Origin of the sequence: Citricoccus zhacaiensis (assembly GCF_014645315.1) — a bacterium.
Lineage (GTDB): Bacteria > Actinomycetota > Actinomycetes > Actinomycetales > Micrococcaceae > Citricoccus > Citricoccus zhacaiensis.
The window spans coordinates 57,665-74,160 of sequence record NZ_BMLQ01000001.1 but is presented as its reverse complement, the minus strand read 5'-3'; the positions used below and the strand labels follow the sequence as shown (position 1 = coordinate 74,160).

The following is a 16,496-nucleotide window of genomic DNA, read 5'->3' as shown; positions in this document are numbered from 1 at the left end:
CAGAATGGGACGGTACTGAACTGCCGTCCGGGCGACCCTCTATCACTCCGGCCGGCCGTTCTGTCAGCAGCACACCACCCCGCGCCAACCCCACGGCCGGCGTGCATGCTGCGCCAAAACCAAGAACCAGGAGCTACCACACCCGTGGCCGTAAAGATCCGTTTGAAGCGCTTCGGCAAGATGCGCGCCCCGTACTACCGCATTGTCGTCATGGACTCCCGCACCCGCCGCGATGGCCGTGCGATCGAGGAGATCGGCAAGTACCACCCCACCGAGGAGCCCTCGTTCATCGAGGTCAACTCCGAGCGGGCCCAGTACTGGCTGTCTGTGGGCGCCCAGCCCACCGAGCAGGTGCACGCCATCCTCAAGATCACCGGTGACTGGCAGAAGTTCAAGGGTGAGCCGGGTGCCGAGGGCACCTTGAAGACCAAGCAGCCGAAGGAGTCCTTCGTGGCTCCGCAGAAGGGCTCGGTCATCATCCCCGAGGCCATCACGCCGAAGAAGGATGCCGCCGAGGCTCCGGCCGATGCTGCTGAGACCACCGAGGCCACCGACTCCACCGAGGCTCCGGCCGACGAGAAGTCCGAGTGACCATGCTGCAGGAAGCGCTCGAACATCTGGTCCGGGGAATCGTGGATTCCCCGGAAGACGTTCAGGTCGACCTGCGGAACAACCGTCGCGGCGAAGTCCTCGAAGTCCGTGTCGATCCCGCCGACCTGGGTCGGGTGATCGGCCGCCAGGGCCGGACCGCCTCCGCGTTGCGCACCGTGCTGGACGGCCTCGCCGGACATCCGGTCCGGGTCGACGTCGTGGACACCGACCGCCGCCGGTAGCTGTACCGTGCCGCTCCGTCCCGCCCTGCGGGCGCGGCGCGGCCGCATGACATGATGGCCCGTGTCCGGACACCGTCCGGCGCGGGCCATTGTCGTCCCTGACCCTCTTGTCCTCTTCTTGTCTTCTTCTTGACTCCTTCTTGCCTTCCTCCCGAAAGGACCCCACGAACATGCCGCAGTCAGGTGCCGAGAACCCACCCCGGGACGCGCGCGAGCACGTCCGCGTCGCGAGGATCGGCAAGCCCCATGGCATCCATGGTGAGGTGACCGTCCAGGTGTTCACGGATGAGCCCGGAGAGCGGTTCAGCCCCGGAGCGGTGCTTCAGGGCCGCCGCGGTGGCCAGGGAGCCGGCCGGGACGGGGCGCTGACCGTGGTTCGGGCCCGGTGGAACAAGGACATCCTCTTGCTGGCCCTGGAGGAGGTGGCCGACCGCAACCAGGCCGAGGCGCTCCGCGGCACCGAACTCTTCGCCGAGCCGGACGAGGCGGGGGAGGACGACGCCTGGTACGAGGAGGATCTGGTCGGACTGGCCGCCATGGTCGATGGCACCAAGGTCGGCGACGTAACCGGCCTGATCACCGGAGAGGTCCAGGACCTGCTGGAGGTGACGCTCGAGGGTGGGGCCAGCGCCCTCGTGCCATTCGTCGAGGAGATCGTCCCCGAGGTCGACCCCGAGGCGGGCACGATCACCCTGACCCCGCCGCCGGGCCTGTTGACGCTCAATGAGCCCACGGCTGGCGGCAGCTCTGCAGCGGGGGATCCTGCATGAGGATCGACGTCGTCACGATCTTCCCCGAGTACCTCCAGGCTCTTGACGTCTCGTTGATCGGCAAAGCGCGCCGGGACGGCCTGCTGGACATCCGCATCCACGACCTGCGCGAACACACCTCCGACCGGCACCGCACCGTGGACGACACCCCCTACGGTGGGGGTGCCGGCATGGTCATGAAGCCGGAGCCCTGGGCGCTGGCGCTCGAGTCCATCGCGGCATCCGCAGCTGACGCCGACGACGCCTCCGGTGCGCGTCCGGTATTACTGGTGCCGACGCCGTCGGGCACGCTGTTCCGGCAGTCCGTGGCGCACGAGCTGGCCGGGGCGGACCACCTCGTGGTGGCCTGCGGACGCTACGAGGGCATCGACGAACGTCTGTTCGAATGGGCCGCCGAACTCTTCGAGGTGCGGCTGGTCTCCCTCGGCGACTACGTCCTGAACGGCGGAGAGGTGGCGGCTCTGGCGATGATCGAGGCCGTGGGACGACTGGTGCCCGGTGTGGTCGGCAACCCGGAATCCCTTGTGGAGGAGTCCCACAGTGACGGACTGCTCGAGTACCCGGTCTACACCAAGCCCTCCTCGTGGCGTGGTCGCGACGTCCCACAGATCCTGCTCTCCGGCGACCACGGACGGATCGCCCGCTGGCGGCATGACCAGCAGGTGGTCCGCACCCGGGCCCGGCGCCCGGACCTGCTGCCACCCGAATCAGCCGGATGAGCCGAGTCCACGGTGACCACGGGCCCAACGGAGTCCACCGTGCCAGGAGACAAGACGGCCTCGGATCTGGCATAATGGTCAGCTGTGTCAACTGGACATCCGACCTGCCACAGGGGGCGGATGCCGACAGTCTGACCCACCGGCGCCCAGACGGGTCAACCGGTCCCTAGCTTGGGCACGCCCATCCCGACGCCTCCACTTCCGGAGGCACCGGCCGGCGTGCCGCTGATGACGTGAATGACCTGTGGCGTTCACCAGGAGTAGCACTATGCATATTCTCGACTCCCTCGATGCGCCCTCGCTGCGCAACGACGTTCCCGATTTCCGCCCCGGCGACACCGTCAAGGTGCACGTGAACATCGTCGAAGGCAAGACCGCCCGTGTGCAGGTCTTCCAGGGCTTCGTCATGGGCCGCCACGGCCATGGCGTGCGCGAGACCTTCCGCGTCCGCAAGGTGTCCTTCGGCGTCGGCGTGGAGCGTACCTTCCCGGTGCACTCCCCGGTCATCGACAAGATCGAGCTCGTCTCCCGCGGTGACGTGCGCCGCGCCAAGCTGTACTACATGCGCGATCGTCACGGCAAGGCCGCCAAGATCAAGGAGAAGCGCGACTTCTCGACCAAGAAGGCCTGATCTGCGCCTGCGCGTGATCATGACCCGATGACCGACCTGTCGTCTGACTCGTCGCCTCGTCAGCGCCGCGGGCGCCGGAACCCCCAGGGGGACCGGCGCCCGCGGCGTCGTCGTCTCAGGGCGGCGTTGGAGGCACGTCCCGTCCGGACCTGGGCCGTCCTCGTCGGTGCGGTTTTGGTCGCCGCCGTGCTGGCCGCCGCACTGCTGCGCAGCACCGTGGCGGACCTGTATCGCATCCCCTCCGGGTCCATGGAACCTCTGCTGCTCCCCGGGGACCGCATCAGTGTGGACCGAGGCGCCTACGAGAGCGAACCCGTGGAGCGGGGGGACGTGATCGTTGTGGATGGGGAGGGCAGCTTCGTGCCCTATGACTCCCGGCCGGCACCGGTCCGGGCGGTGGATGAGGCGCTGCAATGGCTCGGCCTGGCGCCGGACACGTCCGCCTACGTGAAGCGGGTGGCCGGCGTGGGCGGAGACACCGTCTCCTGCTGCAGCGCCGACGGCCTGCTCGAGGTCAACGGCGAGGCCGTTGCGGAGGATTACCTCGCCGAACCGCCGGCCTCCCGCACCGCGTTCACCGTTGAGGTGCCCGAGGGGCGGCTGTTCCTCCTGGGAGACAACCGCCACCACTCCCACGATTCGCGCGGTCTCCTGGGCGCCCCGGGCGGCGGCATGATCGAGGAGACCAAGGTCATCGGGAAGGTGACCGGCATCGCCTGGCCTGCGGAGCGACGCACCCCGCTGGAGCCCGGTCCGGGAGTGGGCGAGCGGTAGAGTGGACAGCCGGACCAGCGGAGAGGACGGCGAGATGGCCCAGGAGAGTAACCCGGGGGCGCCTGAGGCCCCTCGAGGGGAAGGCCCTGGGGCGACCCCCGCCGAGACCCCCACGGACCACGCCGGCGCCTCCTCCGGAGGACACCGGCTCTGGCTCGCGGTCCGTGAAGTCGTCCTGATCGTGCTCATCACCCTGCTGGCCTCCTTCCTGGTCAAGACCTTCCTGTTCCGCGCGTACTACATCCCCTCCGGGTCCATGGAGCAGACGCTGCAGATCAATGACCGGATCTTCGTCAACCTGCTGGTCCCCGGCCCCTTCGACGTGGAGCGCGGGGACGTGGTGGTCTTCGAGGACACCAAGGGGTGGCTCGGCGAGCCGGTCCCGGTGGCGTCCAACCCCTTCCGCGAGGCCCTCGAGTTCATCGGCCTGATGCCGAACTCATCCGAGCAGCACCTCGTCAAACGGCTCATCGGCCTGCCAGGGGATCGGGTGGAGTGCTGCACCGCCGAGGGGATGCTCACCGTCAATGGCGTTCCGGTCGAGGAGCCGTACCTGCACCCGGGATCAGCCCCCTCGGACATCCCCTTCGACGTCACGGTGCCCGAAGGCCACATCTGGGTCATGGGTGATCACCGGGACGCGTCCGCCGATTCCCGCATGCACCAGGACGGCCCGGGCAACGGTTTCATCAGCTTGGACGACGTGACCGGCCGCGCCGAGGTCATCGCCTGGCCCCTCTCCCGCTGGGGGGATGCCGGCGGCAACCGCGACGCCTTCGAGCACGTCCCGGACCCTGAGGCGGCCCGGACGGAGTCCGAATGAACCCCGCCCGCCAGCCAGCTGGACGTCGGCCCGTATGACCACGCGTACCACCGTGCCCGGCCCCAACCTGTCCGTCGAGCTGTCCCTCGTCGCAGCACAGCTGGCACTCGCCTCACCCGGAGCTTCCGCGCGGACGGAACGGACCGGGCGCCCGCTGCTGGTCGCCGGCATGGACGAGGTGGGTCGGGGTGCCCTGGCGGGTCCGGTGAGCGTGGGGGTCGTCGTCGTGGCTTTGCCCGACGCCGGCCCGCAACCGGCCGTCCGTGACTCCAAGGTCCTGTCCGCCAAGCGCCGGGAGGCGCTGGTCCCCGAGATCCTCGCCTGGGGTGCCGCGGCCGCTGTCGGGCACGCGGAGCCCGGGGAGATCGACCGGTACGGGATCTCCGCGGCCCTGGCCCTCGCGGGCCGACGGGCCTGGCACCGGGTGGCAGCCGATCTGGGGTGCATCCCGGATGCGCTGGTCCTGGACGGGCGTGACAACTGGCTGCCCCGGTCTCCGTTACAGGCCAGCGTCGGCCTGGCCCCCGGCCCTGGGTCGGTGCACCTCCAGGTCAAGGCCGATGCGACGTGTGCCACCGTGGCGGCCGCCTCGATCCTGGCTAAGGTGGAACGTGACGGGCTGATGACCGGCCTGGCGGAGGCCTTTCCCCACTACGGTTGGGAGGGCAACAAGGGCTATGGGGCCGCGGTACACCGGCAGGCCATCCTGGACCGAGGGCCGAGCCCCTACCATCGGATGAGCTGGAACCTGGGCCTGTCCCGAGGCCAGGAAGCGACCCCGGTCTGGTCCCAACGACCTGAACAGGTGCGGGAACAGAGCCTGCAACAGGGAGAATGGACGGCATGAGCGGCGACGAACTCGAGAACTACGAATCCGAGATGGAACTCCAGCTCTACCGGGAGTACCGCGACGTGGTCGGCCTCTTCCGGTACGTGGTGGAGACCGAACGCCGCTTCTACCTGGCCAATGCCGTGGAGGTGAAGGCCCGCGCGGAGGGCGGCGAGGTGTTCTTCGAGGTCCTGATGGAGGACGCCTGGGTATGGGACATCTACCGCACCGCCCGCTTCGTCAAGCGGGTGCGGGTCCTCAGCTTCAAGGACGTCAACGTGGAGGAACTCCCGCGGAACGACGACCTGCAGCTGCCCCAGGACGGGCCCGCCCTGCCGTAACGTCGGCCCTGCTGTAAAGCCCACCCTCCCGTAAAGCCCGGCCTGCCGTAACCAACCGGCGCGGTCCTCCACAGCGGACCGGTTCGCCCGAAGCATCCACAGTGGCCACCCGCCACGCCCCACGCAGCCCTGCCAGCGAGCAGGCTGGTGCGTGGAGGTACATCAATGGGGCAATCCACCGCGGCCGGTCGCCGGCCGCAGCAATCATCAGCTCACACGGCACTCGGCCGCTTCGGGGAAGACGTGGCCGCCCGGTGGCTGCAGGACCAGGGCTACGAGATCGTGGACCGCAACTGGCGCTGCCCGGACGGAGAACTCGACCTCGTGGGGATCCACCAGGGGTGGTGGGTGGCGGTGGAGGTCAAGACCCGCCGAGGGATCGGCTATGGGCACCCCTTCGAGGCCATCAACCCGCGCAAACTCCGCCGGTTGTACCGGTTGTCATTCCAGTGGGCGGCGGCGCACCCGGAGTTGCGGCGGTTGGCCGGCTGGAGGGTGGACGCAGTCTCCGTCCTGTTGCCGGCCGGTGGCGGCCTGACCGTCGAGGTCCTCAAGGACATCCGGCCATGAGCGCGGCAGCCGTCATGGGACGGACCCTGGCCGTGGCGCTCACCGGCATGCACGGCCGCGTGGTGGAGGTCGAGGCGGACATCGGCCAGACCCTGCCCGGCTTCGTCCTGCTTGGCTTGCCGGATCAATCGCTTCAAGAGAGCCGGGACCGGATCAAAGCCGCCGCCCGCAACTCCGGGCTGCCGCTGACCCGGCGGCACTTGACCGTGAACCTGGTCCCGGCGGCGCTGCACAAACGTGGGCCCGGGTTCGATCTGGGGATCGTGATGGCCGCCTATGCCGCTGACCGGCAGGTCCACGGTGTGCACGGGCCTGTGTTCCTGGCCGAACTCGGACTGGACGGCCGGCTGCGCCACGCGCCCGGGATCCTGCCTTCCGTGATGGCGGCGGTCGAATCCGGGTATCCGGACGTCGTGGTGGCCGAGGAGTCGGCAGACGAGGCCTCCCTGGTGCCCGGCGCCAGGGTGCGGGGGTTCCGCTCGCTGCATGACGTGATCCGGGCCTTCGGCGGAGAACCGGAGCCCCCGCTGGCCAGTGCTGTGGCGGAGCCGGCACCGGCGTCGGGTGGCGAGGACAGGACCACCTCCGCCTCCCTGTCTGGAGGGCATGATCCGGATCTCTCGGAGGTCTCGGGACAGTTCGAGGCGCGCTTTGCCCTGGAGGTGGCCGCTGCCGGGGGACATCATGTGTTGTTGGAGGGGAGTCCGGGGGCGGGCAAGACGATGTTGGCCGAACGGCTGCCCGGCATCCTGCCGCCGTTGGACGACCAGACGGCGCTGGAGGCGACCGCGGTACGGTCACTGACCGGACGGCCCCAGGACGCGGCCCGGCTGATCCGCCGAGCCCCGTTCCAGGCGCCCCACCATTCCGCCTCCATGGCGGCCCTGGTGGGCGGCGGATCAGGGATCGCCCGGCCCGGGGCCGCGTCCCTGGCGCACGGCGGAGTGCTGTTCCTGGATGAGGCACCCGAGTTCGACCGGCGGGTCCTGGATGCCCTGCGTCAGCCCCTGGAGTCCGGCGCCATCACCCTGCACCGGTCCTCCGGGGCGGTGCGCTATCCGTCCCGCTTCCAACTGGTGCTCGCAGCTAATCCCTGCCCCTGCGGTTGGGGTGGCGGGCGCGGCAGCAAGTGCCGGTGCACATCCCTGCAACGGCGGCGCTACACGGCCAAACTGTCCGGCCCCCTCCTGGACCGGGTGGACATCCAGGTCACGGTTCCGGCGGTGGACGCGGCAGCCCTGACCTCCGGGGCCGGAGGAGAGGACTCGGCCACCGTCCTGGGCCGCATCCTGCCCGCGGTCGAGAGGCAGGCCGCGCGGCTGAGGCCCTTCGGACTGTCCCGCAATGCCCACATCCCGGCAGCCGTGCTACGGGAGGGGCCGTTGGCCATCGAGCCCAGGGCACGCGCCGGAGCCGATGCGGCCCTGGACCGAGCAGAACTCACCGCCCGCGGTCATGCCCGCGTCATGCGCCTGGCCTGGACCATGGCGGACCTGCGGGATGCGGACCGGCCAGAGGCGGAAGACGTGGACGCGGCCCTGTATCTGCGGCGTCGAAGCGACGGGGAGGGCGCCGCATGAACGACGGTAGGGGAAACGGGGACGAGATGACGGGAGACGACATGAGCGGGGACACGATTCCGGCGAGGGTCACCGACGAGCTGCGCATCGCCCGGGCGGCGCTGACCCGGCTGCTCGAGCCGGGATCGGTCCTGGGGGCCACTGCAGTCCGGGTCTGGGGTGCCGCGCGTGCGGTCCAGATCCTCACCGGCCGGGACACCCCGGGCGCCGATGAGCGGCAGGACCTGAGGCTGGTCCTCGCCTCGGAGGGCGTGACACTGACCGAGCGGACCTGGACCACGTCCCTGGCCGGGTGGGCGGCTCGCGCCCCGAGCCTCGCCCCCGAACGCGACCTGGACTCGCTGGACCGACTGGGCGGCGGATTGTTGATCCCGGAGGATCCCGAGTGGCCCACTGGGGTGGACGACCTGGGGCTTGCCGCCCCGGTGGCCTTGTGGTTCCGGGGCGCAGGCCCTGTTCCCCGCGGGAGCTCCACCCTGGCCGTGGTGGGGAGCCGCGACGCCACCGGCTATGGGCAGTCGGTGACGAGAAACCTGGCGGGTGGGCTGGCCGCTCGGGGACTGACAGTGATGTCCGGAGGGGCCTACGGGATCGACGCCATGGCCCACCGGGCGGCGCTCGCCTCGGGCACGGGAATGCCGCCGACGGTGGCGGTCATGGCCGGCGGCCTGGACCGCTACTACCCGGCCGGCAATGAGGACCTGCTGCGAGATGTGGTGGCCCAGGGGATGCTGCTGTCCGAGCTGCCACCGGGTGCCAGCCCGACTCGGCACAGGTTCCTGCAACGCAACCGCATCATCGCGGCCCTGTCCACCGCCGTGCTGGTGGTGGAGGCGCGGTGGCGTTCCGGCGCGCAGAACACGGCCGGTCATGCCTTGGGCCTGGGACGGGAGGTCGGGGTCGTCCCCGGGCCGGTGACCTCCCCGCAGTCCGCCGGTTGCCACCGGCTGCTCCGGGAATCCCCCGCAGTCGTCGTCAGTGACGTGGAGGAGGCCCTTGCCCTGATACCGGGCGGCGGCGATGCCGAGCATGCCGTTGGCGGTCGAGGGGCGGCACTGCACGGGGTCAGCTCTGGAGTCGCTGGAGATGCTGGAGGCCCTAGAGGCTCGGGCGGCTCGGGTGGCTCGGGTGGCTCGGGGATTTCGGGTAGTTCGCCGAGCGCCGCTCGGCCCCATGACCACCTGACGGTGGAGGAGCTGCTGGTCTATGAGGCGTTGCCCCTCCGCAACGCCGCGCCGGTGGAGAAGCTCTGTGCCGTGGCCGGATTGGGCCCCGGCACGGTCATGGGCACCCTGAAGAAGCTCCAACGCCAATCATTGGCAGAGCAACGGGAGTCCGGCTGGCGCCGCAGCGCGGCCGCGGGGAAATGACGGCGGCAGAGTCAACTGACACTGACCCAGGAGGGGAGTCGTAACCCTGTCAGGGGACGGCACGGTGGCAGAGTGGGAGCATGGCCTCCTCCACCGCACCCCACTCCGGGCGAGCCGGGACGTCGCCCCGGCTCGCGGCCCGGGACCGCGCTTGGGTCGAGGGCTTCGCCGACCACCTGATGCATGAACGCAACCGTTCGGACCAGACCGTGCGCGCCTATCTTTCGGACGTGGAAGGCCTCATCGCCGAGGTGGCCGAGCACGAGCGTCTGCAGCCCATTGAGGGAGCCTGGCCGGAGGTCTTGGGCGGACTCGACCTGGCCGACCTGCGCGGCTGGTTGGGCCGGCTGTCGGCAGCCGGGCGCTCGCGGTCCACGCTCGCGCGAAAGACGGCCTCCGTGCGGGTCTTCATGGCGTGGGCTGTGCGGGAGGGATACCTCGAACAGGATCCGTCGCTCCGGCTGAGCTCCCCGAAGCGCAGCAGTACGTTGCCTGATGCGCTGAGTGCCGACCAGGCCGGCCGGCTGTTGGACACCGCTGGGGAGCCCACGCCGGAGGACGCCCGGGAACGGGCCGTGGCCCTGCGGGACGCTGCTCTGCTGGAAATGCTGTATGCGACCGGCCTGCGTGTCTCCGAACTCGTGGGTCTGGACCGTCAGGACGTGGACCATGAGCGCCGCACGCTGGTGGTCACCGGCAAGGGCGGCAAGCAACGGACGGTCCCTTTCGGTGCGCCCGCGGCGACCGCCCTCGAACGCTGGCTCGATCACGGTCGCCGGGTCCTCGTGGCCGGTGACCCGACTGGCCATCGTCCGCTCTCAGCCTCAGCTTCAGGCCCAGCCCGGGACGCCCTGTTCCTGGGTGTCCGCGGCGGACGGCTGGGTGTGCGTCAGGTACGTGAGGTCGTCAACCGAGCTCTGGCCGGGCTCGGGGACACCGCCGCCCGTGGTCCCCACGTGCTGCGTCACACGGCAGCCACCCATCTGCTCGACGGCGGCGCGGACCTGCGCAGTGTGCAGGAACTACTCGGCCACTCCTCACTGCAGACCACGCAGCTGTACACCCACATCTCGGTCGATCGGCTGCGCGAGGGGTACCGCCAGGCACATCCGCGGGCCTGAACGGGTGTCGATCTTGGCGCTGGGGGCAGTTGTGGGGCACAATGGTCCCGGAAGCACACTCGTGTCATTCCTTCGACTGACCTCGGAGCTTCCAGTAGCAGACTCAGTAACTGAACATATCGAGGCATCTGGCGCAGGTCGCCGCCTCCCGGGAACCCTTGTGGTTCACCCGCCTGTGGGGTCGTTGGGGAAGACGTACCGCACAGCACTGGGAGGAACGTATGTCTGAAACCATGGTCCGTGGAATTGTGTCCATCCACTCGGCCCCGGCCGCGCTATGCCCACACATCGAGTGGGCGGTGGGCTCGGTCCTCGGTGCCCAGGATCGGCTCGAGTGGACGGCGCAGCCGGCTTCCCAGGGTGCCTATCGAGCCGAGATAGTGTGGACCGCGCCCCAGGGTTCGGGTGCCCGGCTTGCCTCCGCTCTGCGCGGGTGGGCACACTTGCGCTACGAGATCACTGAAGAGGCCTCCGCCGGAGCGGATGGCAGCCGGTGGTCGCACACTCCCGAATTGGGCATCTTCCATGCCACCACTGATGTCACGGGCAACATCATGGTGTCTGAGGACCGCATCCGCTACGCGTATGAGCAGGGCAGTGGCGACCCCTCAGCCGTCTTCCACGAGTTGAGCCTGGCCCTGGGCGAGGCCTGGGACGAGGAACTTGAACCCTTCCGCCAGGCTGCCGAAGGAGCCCCGGTGCGCTGGCTCCACCAAGTGGGCTAGCAACCCTCCGCGGCTGCAGCTGCGGCCACAGCACAGCACAGAGAAGCCATGGCCGTGCTGCTGAGCCGTCTGAGCTGTCCCGCAGCAGCGCTTCTGAACCGCACCTTTCCTCCCAGAACGGCAGAGCCCGCCAGGTGATCCTGGCGGGTTCTGCCGTTAATCCGGTGACGGGCGCGGGGTGCTGACCCGGTGTCAGACGCTCCGGAACAGGGACACGGCGTTGTGACCGCCGAACCCGAAGGAGTTGTTGACCGCCACGCGGGCGCCCTGGGGCAACTCTCGGGGCTGACCGGTCACCACGTTCAGCGGAATCTCCGGGTCCTGGTTCTCGAGGTTGATGGTCACCGGGGCCTGGCCGTGGTAGACGGCCAGCACGGAGAGCACGGACTCGATGGCACCGGAGGCGCCCAACAGGTGCCCGGTCTGGCTCTTGGTGGCGGACACGGCCACCTCGTCCAGGTGGCCGCCGAAGACGGACCTCATGGCCAGGTACTCCGGGCGGTCGCCGACCGGGGTGGAGGTGGCGTGGGCGTTGACGTGGCTGACGTCCGTGGGAACGGCACCGGCCGATTCCAGGGCGAGGGTCAGGGCGCGGGAGGCTCCGAGCCCCTCGGCCTCGGGAGCGGTGATGTGATAGGAATCCGAGGTGACGCCCGTACCGGCCAGTTCGGCGTAGATGCGTGCTCCACGGGCCTTGGCGTGCTCCTCGGACTCGATGACCAGGGCGCCGGCACCCTCGCCGAGCACGAAGCCGTCTCGGTCCTTGTCATAGGGGCGGGAGGCACGCTCGGGTTCGTCGTTGCGCCGGGACAGGGCCTGCATGGATGCGAAGGCGGCGATCGGCAGCGGGTGGATGGCGGCTTCCGCGCCACCGCAGACCACCACGTCCGCCTGGCCGGAGCGGATGAGCTCCAGGCCGATGTCGAGGGACTCGGTGCCGGAGGCGCAGGCAGACACCATGGTCCGCGCGCCAGCACGGGCGCCCAGGGCGAGGCTGATGGCCGCGGCCGGACCGTTCGGCATGAGCATGGGCACGGTCATGGGCAGCACGCGGCGCGGACCCTTGTTCCGCAGGGTGTCCCAGCCGTCGAGCAGGGTCCACACGCCACCGATGCCGGTGCCGAAGGACACGGCGAAGCGATCCGGGTCCACGGCGCTGTCCTGGTCCGTCCCGACGGCCAGCCCGGCGTCGGCCCAGGCCTCACGGGCGGCAACCATCCCGAACTGGGTGCTGGGGTCCATCCGCTTCATCTCCACCTTGGAGAGCGTCTCGGACACCGGGGTGGACACCTGGGCGGCGAAGGTCACGGGCAACTCGTACTCGGCGACCCATTCCTGCTCCAGCGGGCGGGCGCCCGAGGTTCCGGCGAGGGCGTTCTGCCACAGGGTCGGGACGTCACCGCCGATGGGTGTCGTGGCACCGAGCCCGGTGATCACGGCTGTGCGGTTCATGTATCTACCTTTGGTCTACCGGGTCGGTGGACCCGAACGAGTGGTTTGAGGGGGCTGGGGCGGCCCTGAACCGGGGGAGGGGCCGGCCGGCGTCGGGACAATCCGTCTGTCCGCCGGCCGGTTCCCTCACCGGTCGCTGTGGTCCGACGGCAGGTCAGCCCTGGGCGTTGGCGATGAACTCGACGGCATCGTTCACGGTCTTGAGGTTCTTGACTTCCTCGTCCGGGATCTTGACGTCGAACTTCTCCTCGGCGTTGACCACGATGGTCATCATCGAGATCGAGTCGATGTCCAAGTCATCGGTGAAGGACTTGTCCAGCTGGACCTCTTCGGACTCCAGGCCGGTCTCTTCGTTGACGATCTCGGCGAGGCCGGCGAGGATCTCTTCCTTGTTTGCCATGGTGGCTCCTTCGGTGTGGATGATGATGGTTGATCCAGCGTCGGTTGACGTGGAGGTCAGGTCAGGGGGAGCGGCTCAGGGGAGCCGCACCACCTGGGCGCCGTAGACCAGCCCGGCGCCGAAACCAATCTGGAGGGCCAGGCCCCCGCTGAGGGAGGGGTCCTCCTGCAGGACTCGGTGCATGGCCAGCGGGATCGAGGCCGCGGAGGTGTTGCCCGTCTCCTTGATGTCCCGCCCGATCGTCACGGTGTCCGGGAGCTTCAGCTGCTTGGCCATCTCGTCGATGATGCGCTCGTTGGCCTGGTGCGGCAGGAAGGCTGCCAGGTCCTCGGCCCGGACACCGGCCTTGTCAAGGGCCTCCTGGGCCACCTTGGCCATGGACCACACGGCCCAGCGGAACACGCTCGGCCCGTCCTGGTGCAGCGTCGGCCAGAGCTTGGACTCCGGATCGGTCAGGGCGGACGTGTCTCCCGTCCTCCGAGCGGTCTCCACGGCATCACGCAGGTCGAGCATCGAGCGGGTCATGCTCACCGTCTCCCAGCGTTCGCCGTCGGAGCCCCAGACGCTGGGGGAGATTCCGGCCTCCTCGGAGGCGCCCACCACCACGGCTCCGGCACCGTCGCCGAGGATGAAGGAGATGGAGCGGTCCGTCTCGTCGATGAAGTCCGAGAGCTTCTCGGCACCGACCACCACCACGTGCTTCGCCATGCCGGACCGCACCAGTGCGTCGGCCTGGGCCACGCCATAGCAGTAGCCGGCACAGGCGGCGGAGATGTCGAAGGCCGGTGCCGGGGTGGCGCCGATGTTGTGGGCCAGCGCGGCCGCCGCGGACGGGGTCGCGTAGGGAGAGGTGACGGTCGAGACGATCACGGCGTCGATGTCCGCCCCGGTGAGCCCGGCCTTGTCGATGGCCTCCTGGGCTGCCTGGGTGGTGAGGTCGAGCAGGGACAGGTCCCGGTCCGCCCGGCGGCGGGTGACGATGCCGGTGCGCTTCTGGATCCACTCGTCAGAGGAGTCGATCGGTCCGGCGATGTCCTCATTGGTCACCACCAGGTTGCCGCGCGCGGCGCCCACGGAGAGGATGCGGCTGCCGGCGACGGGCTCGTACTGCTTCAGGGTGGTGGTCATGATGTCCTCGGGGTTCTCGGGTGCAGTCTGGGTGGGTGGGGCGCGGACCCAGGAGGTCCCCGTGTGCCCGGCGTCCGGTCAGCGGGCCGTGCCGGTGATCGAGGCGGTGGCGGGCACGCCGTGCTCGGCGATGAAGTCCCGGGCGGCGTCCAGGTCTGCAGGGGACTTCACCGCCAGGGTGGGTGTCCCCTTCAGGGCACGCTTGGCCAGTCCCGTGAGGGTGCCGCCCGGCAGCAGTTCCAGGATGCCGGTCACGCCGGAGTCCCGGAGGGTGCCCATGCAGAGGTCCCAGCGGACCGGGCGGGTCACCTGGTCCACGAGCTGGTCCACGAACCGACGCCCGGTGTCCACCGCGAGCCCGTCACGGTTGGACAACAGGGGTACGGCTGGATCCCGGGGGGCCAGTCCGTCCGCGTAGGAGGTCAGGGCCGGGACGGCCGGGGCCATGTACGGGGTGTGGAAGGCACCGGCGACCTTGAGGGCGATGACGCGGGCTTTGGCCGGCGGATTCTCGGCCAGGGCGGCCAGCGCGTCCGCCGAGCCGGCGGCGACGGTCTGGCCCCCGCCGTTGACATTGGCCGGCACGAGTCCCTGGGCCTCGAGGGCGGCCAGGACCTCGTCCGGGTCGCCTCCGAGCACGGCGGACATCCCTGTCGGTTCGGCCGCGGCGGCCTGGGCCATGCCCGTGGCGCGGATGCGGACGAACTCCAAGGCCTCGTCTGCGGGGAGGACACCGGCCAGGACGGCCGCGGTGATCTCACCCACGGAGTGACCCGCCGCGATCCATCCGGCAGCGGGGATGGAGTTCAGGTCCAGGGCCCGGGCAGCCAGCAGGCCGGCGGCCACGATGAGGGGCTGGGCCACGGCCGTGTCCTTGATCGTGGCCTCATCCGACACGGTGCCGTGGGCGGTCAGGTCGACCCCGGTGGCGGTGGACCAGTCCGCGAGCAGGTCGGCCATACCGTCCAGCTCGAGCCATGGTGTGAGGAACCCGGGGGTCTGGGAGCCCTGTCCGGGGCACACGATCGCAAGCATGTCCTTAACTGTGTCAAAACCGTGACCGGGTTCCGGGGCGGTGGGGACACCAAGCTCCGCGTCGTGTTTTGGAGGATTCCTACAAGGTGGTTCCGGGAGCGGGCGGCAGGCGACCGACGACCAGGGCAGTCTGCAGCACGTAGGCGTCCCGGGGGGACAGGGGATCCCAGCCGGTGATCTCGCTGACCCGCCGCAGCCGGTAGCGGACGGTGTTGGCGTGGATGAAGAGCTCTCGCGCCGTGCCCTCGAGGGAATGTCCCAGCTCGCAGTAGGCGTCCACTGTCTCCAGCAGGGAATTGCCCGCGGCCTGGAGGGGTGTGAAGACGCGTTGGACCAGCACGTCGATGGCGGCCTGATCGCCGTGCAGGGCGCGCTCGGGCAGCAGGTCCTGGGCATGGGCGGGGCGGGGAGCGCGGGGCCAGGCGGCGGCGGCGGCCAGCCCGGCGAGGGCCTCCCGGGCGCTGCGATGGGCGTCCACCAGGCTGTCGGAGAGGGGGCCGTAGACCACCGGGCCGTCACCGAACCAGGGCGTCAGGGCGAGTGCGGCCTGGCTGGGATCGGTGACGCCGCCGACCACGAGCACGATCCGTTCGGACTGGACTCCCACCAGCAGGTCGTGGCCGGCGCGGACCGCGGTGCGCCGTGCCCCGGCCAGGCGGGTGGGCAGGTCGGCGGCGGGGGTCGGCCCGGCCATCACCATGATCCCCTTGTCGCCGTTCCAGCCGGCAGCCGTGGCGCGGGAGAGGATCTCGTCCGGTGCCTCGCCGCGCAGCACGGCGTCCAGCAGGACCGCCTCGTTCCGGCTGTCCCAGGCGCCGCGGGTCTCGGCGGCACGGGCATAGACGTCAGCCAGGGCGAAGGCGATCTCCCGGGAATATCTCAGGACGGCCTCGCGCACCAGGATCTGGTCCCGGTCCTGCACGATCCCCGGTACCTGGGCCTCCACCACGTCCACGACCGTGCGGATCAGCTGGAGGGCTCGCTGCAGGCTGATGGAGCGGGTCAGCTCGGTGGGTGCCCCGCCGAAGACCTCCCCGAGGACGGTGCTGATCGAGGTGGTGGGGCGTTCGAACCAGGACAGGAACCCGGTGAGCCCGCGTTGGGCGATGAGTCCGAGGGAGGAGCGTTCGTCCGGCGTCAGCTTCCGGTACCACGGCAGCGTGGAGTCCAGACGCTGGAGCGTTGCGGTGTTGAGTACGCCCAGGTGGGCGCGCAACCGGCGCAGGGACTCCTCGGAGACCTTGCGCGGCGGTGGGGTGCTGCGCGCGTCGGACATGCACTCGAGCATAGGCCCCGGAAGGGGCGTCGTGATGCGCGTGACACGGGAGCATTGTGGGAAACCCACAAGGACGACGACGGCCGGTGAGGTGCGCTGTGCACCTCACCGGCCGGCGT

The 16,496-nt window shown here is 69.9% G+C and carries 19 protein-coding genes; 14 read left to right on the top strand and 5 right to left on the bottom strand.

Annotated elements, in window-relative coordinates; all coding sequences use genetic code 11:
- Positions 1 to 144 precede the first annotated feature (144 nt).
- The 14 genes from rpsP (at position 145) to IEX49_RS00295 (ending at position 11,086) form a co-directional block, all read left to right on the top strand.
- Positions 145 to 591, top strand: coding sequence for a 30S ribosomal protein S16 (gene rpsP / locus IEX49_RS00360; RefSeq protein ID WP_188803133.1), 447 nt, complete (start codon positions 145 to 147; stop codon positions 589 to 591).
- Between the two features lie 2 nt (positions 592 to 593).
- A complete protein-coding gene (locus tag IEX49_RS00355; protein ID WP_188804119.1) occupies positions 594 to 833 on the top strand; it encodes an RNA-binding protein in 240 nt (79 codons plus the stop codon).
- 170 nt (positions 834 to 1,003) lie between these two features.
- On the top strand, positions 1,004 to 1,603 hold the full coding sequence (gene rimM / locus IEX49_RS00350; protein ID WP_188803131.1) for a ribosome maturation factor RimM: 600 nt from the start codon (positions 1,004 to 1,006) through the stop codon (positions 1,601 to 1,603).
- Positions 1,600 to 2,322 (top strand): tRNA (guanosine(37)-N1)-methyltransferase TrmD, encoded by a 723-nt coding sequence (trmD, locus tag IEX49_RS00345; RefSeq protein WP_188803129.1) that lies wholly within the window; start codon positions 1,600 to 1,602, stop codon positions 2,320 to 2,322. Before rimM ends, trmD begins: the two co-directional genes overlap by 4 nt.
- A gap of 268 nt (positions 2,323 to 2,590) precedes the next feature.
- Entirely contained in the window at positions 2,591 to 2,953 is a 363-nt protein-coding gene (gene rplS, locus IEX49_RS00340; protein WP_188803127.1) for a 50S ribosomal protein L19, read from the top strand.
- Between the two features lie 27 nt (positions 2,954 to 2,980).
- Positions 2,981 to 3,727: a signal peptidase I gene (gene lepB / locus IEX49_RS00335; RefSeq protein WP_188803125.1), complete on the top strand. Its 747-nt coding sequence runs from the start codon at positions 2,981 to 2,983 to the stop codon at positions 3,725 to 3,727.
- A gap of 34 nt (positions 3,728 to 3,761) precedes the next feature.
- On the top strand, positions 3,762 to 4,550 hold the full coding sequence (gene lepB / locus IEX49_RS00330; protein ID WP_188803123.1) for a signal peptidase I: 789 nt from the start codon (positions 3,762 to 3,764) through the stop codon (positions 4,548 to 4,550).
- Positions 4,551 to 4,584: 34 nt separating this feature from the next.
- Positions 4,585 to 5,397 carry a ribonuclease HII gene (gene rnhB, locus IEX49_RS00325; protein ID WP_188803121.1) on the top strand — a complete coding sequence of 271 codons (813 nt, stop codon included), beginning with the start codon at positions 4,585 to 4,587 and terminating at the stop codon, positions 5,395 to 5,397.
- Positions 5,394 to 5,720 (top strand): DUF2469 domain-containing protein, encoded by a 327-nt coding sequence (locus IEX49_RS00320; RefSeq protein WP_188803119.1) that lies wholly within the window; start codon positions 5,394 to 5,396, stop codon positions 5,718 to 5,720. The genes rnhB and IEX49_RS00320 overlap by 4 nt, the downstream gene beginning before the upstream one ends.
- 165 nt (positions 5,721 to 5,885) lie before the next feature.
- Complete coding sequence (locus IEX49_RS00315; protein WP_188803117.1) at positions 5,886 to 6,290, top strand: YraN family protein; 405 nt, start codon at positions 5,886 to 5,888, stop codon at positions 6,288 to 6,290.
- On the top strand, positions 6,287 to 7,870 hold the full coding sequence (locus tag IEX49_RS00310; protein WP_229672054.1) for a YifB family Mg chelatase-like AAA ATPase: 1,584 nt from the start codon (positions 6,287 to 6,289) through the stop codon (positions 7,868 to 7,870). The genes IEX49_RS00315 and IEX49_RS00310 overlap by 4 nt, the downstream gene beginning before the upstream one ends.
- Complete coding sequence (gene dprA / locus IEX49_RS00305; protein ID WP_229672053.1) at positions 7,867 to 9,240, top strand: DNA-processing protein DprA; 1,374 nt, start codon at positions 7,867 to 7,869, stop codon at positions 9,238 to 9,240. Before IEX49_RS00310 ends, dprA begins: the two co-directional genes overlap by 4 nt.
- Positions 9,241 to 9,320: 80 nt before the next feature.
- Complete coding sequence (locus IEX49_RS00300) at positions 9,321 to 10,361, top strand: tyrosine recombinase XerC (RefSeq protein ID WP_188803115.1); 1,041 nt, start codon at positions 9,321 to 9,323, stop codon at positions 10,359 to 10,361.
- A gap of 221 nt (positions 10,362 to 10,582) precedes the next feature.
- Positions 10,583 to 11,086, top strand: a complete 504-nt coding sequence (locus IEX49_RS00295) for a DUF3145 domain-containing protein (RefSeq protein ID WP_188803113.1) — start codon at positions 10,583 to 10,585, stop codon at positions 11,084 to 11,086.
- Positions 11,087 to 11,278: 192 nt separating this feature from the next.
- Here IEX49_RS00295 and fabF read toward each other — a convergent pair whose 3' ends face one another.
- The 5 genes from fabF to IEX49_RS00270 form a co-directional block, all read right to left on the bottom strand.
- Positions 11,279 to 12,538, bottom strand: coding sequence for a beta-ketoacyl-ACP synthase II (fabF, locus tag IEX49_RS00290; RefSeq protein WP_188803111.1), 1,260 nt, complete (start codon positions 12,536 to 12,538; stop codon positions 11,279 to 11,281).
- 154 nt (positions 12,539 to 12,692) lie between these two features.
- Complete coding sequence (locus IEX49_RS00285; RefSeq protein WP_188803109.1) at positions 12,693 to 12,938, bottom strand: acyl carrier protein; 246 nt, start codon at positions 12,936 to 12,938, stop codon at positions 12,693 to 12,695.
- A gap of 75 nt (positions 12,939 to 13,013) precedes the next feature.
- Positions 13,014 to 14,066: a beta-ketoacyl-ACP synthase III gene (locus tag IEX49_RS00280; RefSeq protein ID WP_188803107.1), complete on the bottom strand. Its 1,053-nt coding sequence runs from the start codon at positions 14,064 to 14,066 to the stop codon at positions 13,014 to 13,016.
- A 78-nt stretch (positions 14,067 to 14,144) separates the two neighbouring features.
- Complete coding sequence (locus tag IEX49_RS00275) at positions 14,145 to 15,101, bottom strand: ACP S-malonyltransferase (RefSeq protein WP_188803105.1); 957 nt, start codon at positions 15,099 to 15,101, stop codon at positions 14,145 to 14,147.
- Positions 15,102 to 15,180: 79 nt separating this feature from the next.
- A complete protein-coding gene (locus IEX49_RS00270; protein WP_188803103.1) occupies positions 15,181 to 16,377 on the bottom strand; it encodes a PucR family transcriptional regulator in 1,197 nt (398 codons plus the stop codon).
- Positions 16,378 to 16,496: the final 119 nt, after the last annotated feature.

Coding starts and splice junctions, on each gene's coding strand:
- IEX49_RS00275 (WP_188803105.1), bottom strand. CDS start 15,101: ATGCTTGCGATCGTGTGCCCCGGACAGGGCTCCCAGACCCCCGGGTTC.
- IEX49_RS00320 (WP_188803119.1), top strand. CDS start 5,394: ATGAGCGGCGACGAACTCGAGAACTACGAATCCGAGATGGAACTCCAG.
- lepB (WP_188803125.1), top strand. CDS start 2,981: ATGACCGACCTGTCGTCTGACTCGTCGCCTCGTCAGCGCCGCGGGCGC.
- fabF (WP_188803111.1), bottom strand. CDS start 12,538: ATGAACCGCACAGCCGTGATCACCGGGCTCGGTGCCACGACACCCATC.
- IEX49_RS00355 (WP_188804119.1), top strand. CDS start 594: ATGCTGCAGGAAGCGCTCGAACATCTGGTCCGGGGAATCGTGGATTCC.
- rnhB (WP_188803121.1), top strand. CDS start 4,585: ATGACCACGCGTACCACCGTGCCCGGCCCCAACCTGTCCGTCGAGCTG.
- rplS (WP_188803127.1), top strand. CDS start 2,591: ATGCATATTCTCGACTCCCTCGATGCGCCCTCGCTGCGCAACGACGTT.
- IEX49_RS00295 (WP_188803113.1), top strand. CDS start 10,583: ATGTCTGAAACCATGGTCCGTGGAATTGTGTCCATCCACTCGGCCCCG.
- IEX49_RS00315 (WP_188803117.1), top strand. CDS start 5,886: ATGGGGCAATCCACCGCGGCCGGTCGCCGGCCGCAGCAATCATCAGCT.
- IEX49_RS00270 (WP_188803103.1), bottom strand. CDS start 16,377: ATGTCCGACGCGCGCAGCACCCCACCGCCGCGCAAGGTCTCCGAGGAG.
- IEX49_RS00285 (WP_188803109.1), bottom strand. CDS start 12,938: ATGGCAAACAAGGAAGAGATCCTCGCCGGCCTCGCCGAGATCGTCAAC.
- lepB (WP_188803123.1), top strand. CDS start 3,762: ATGGCCCAGGAGAGTAACCCGGGGGCGCCTGAGGCCCCTCGAGGGGAA.
- IEX49_RS00310 (WP_229672054.1), top strand. CDS start 6,287: ATGAGCGCGGCAGCCGTCATGGGACGGACCCTGGCCGTGGCGCTCACC.
- dprA (WP_229672053.1), top strand. CDS start 7,867: ATGAACGACGGTAGGGGAAACGGGGACGAGATGACGGGAGACGACATG.
- IEX49_RS00300 (WP_188803115.1), top strand. CDS start 9,321: ATGGCCTCCTCCACCGCACCCCACTCCGGGCGAGCCGGGACGTCGCCC.
- IEX49_RS00280 (WP_188803107.1), bottom strand. CDS start 14,066: ATGACCACCACCCTGAAGCAGTACGAGCCCGTCGCCGGCAGCCGCATC.
- trmD (WP_188803129.1), top strand. CDS start 1,600: ATGAGGATCGACGTCGTCACGATCTTCCCCGAGTACCTCCAGGCTCTT.
- rimM (WP_188803131.1), top strand. CDS start 1,004: ATGCCGCAGTCAGGTGCCGAGAACCCACCCCGGGACGCGCGCGAGCAC.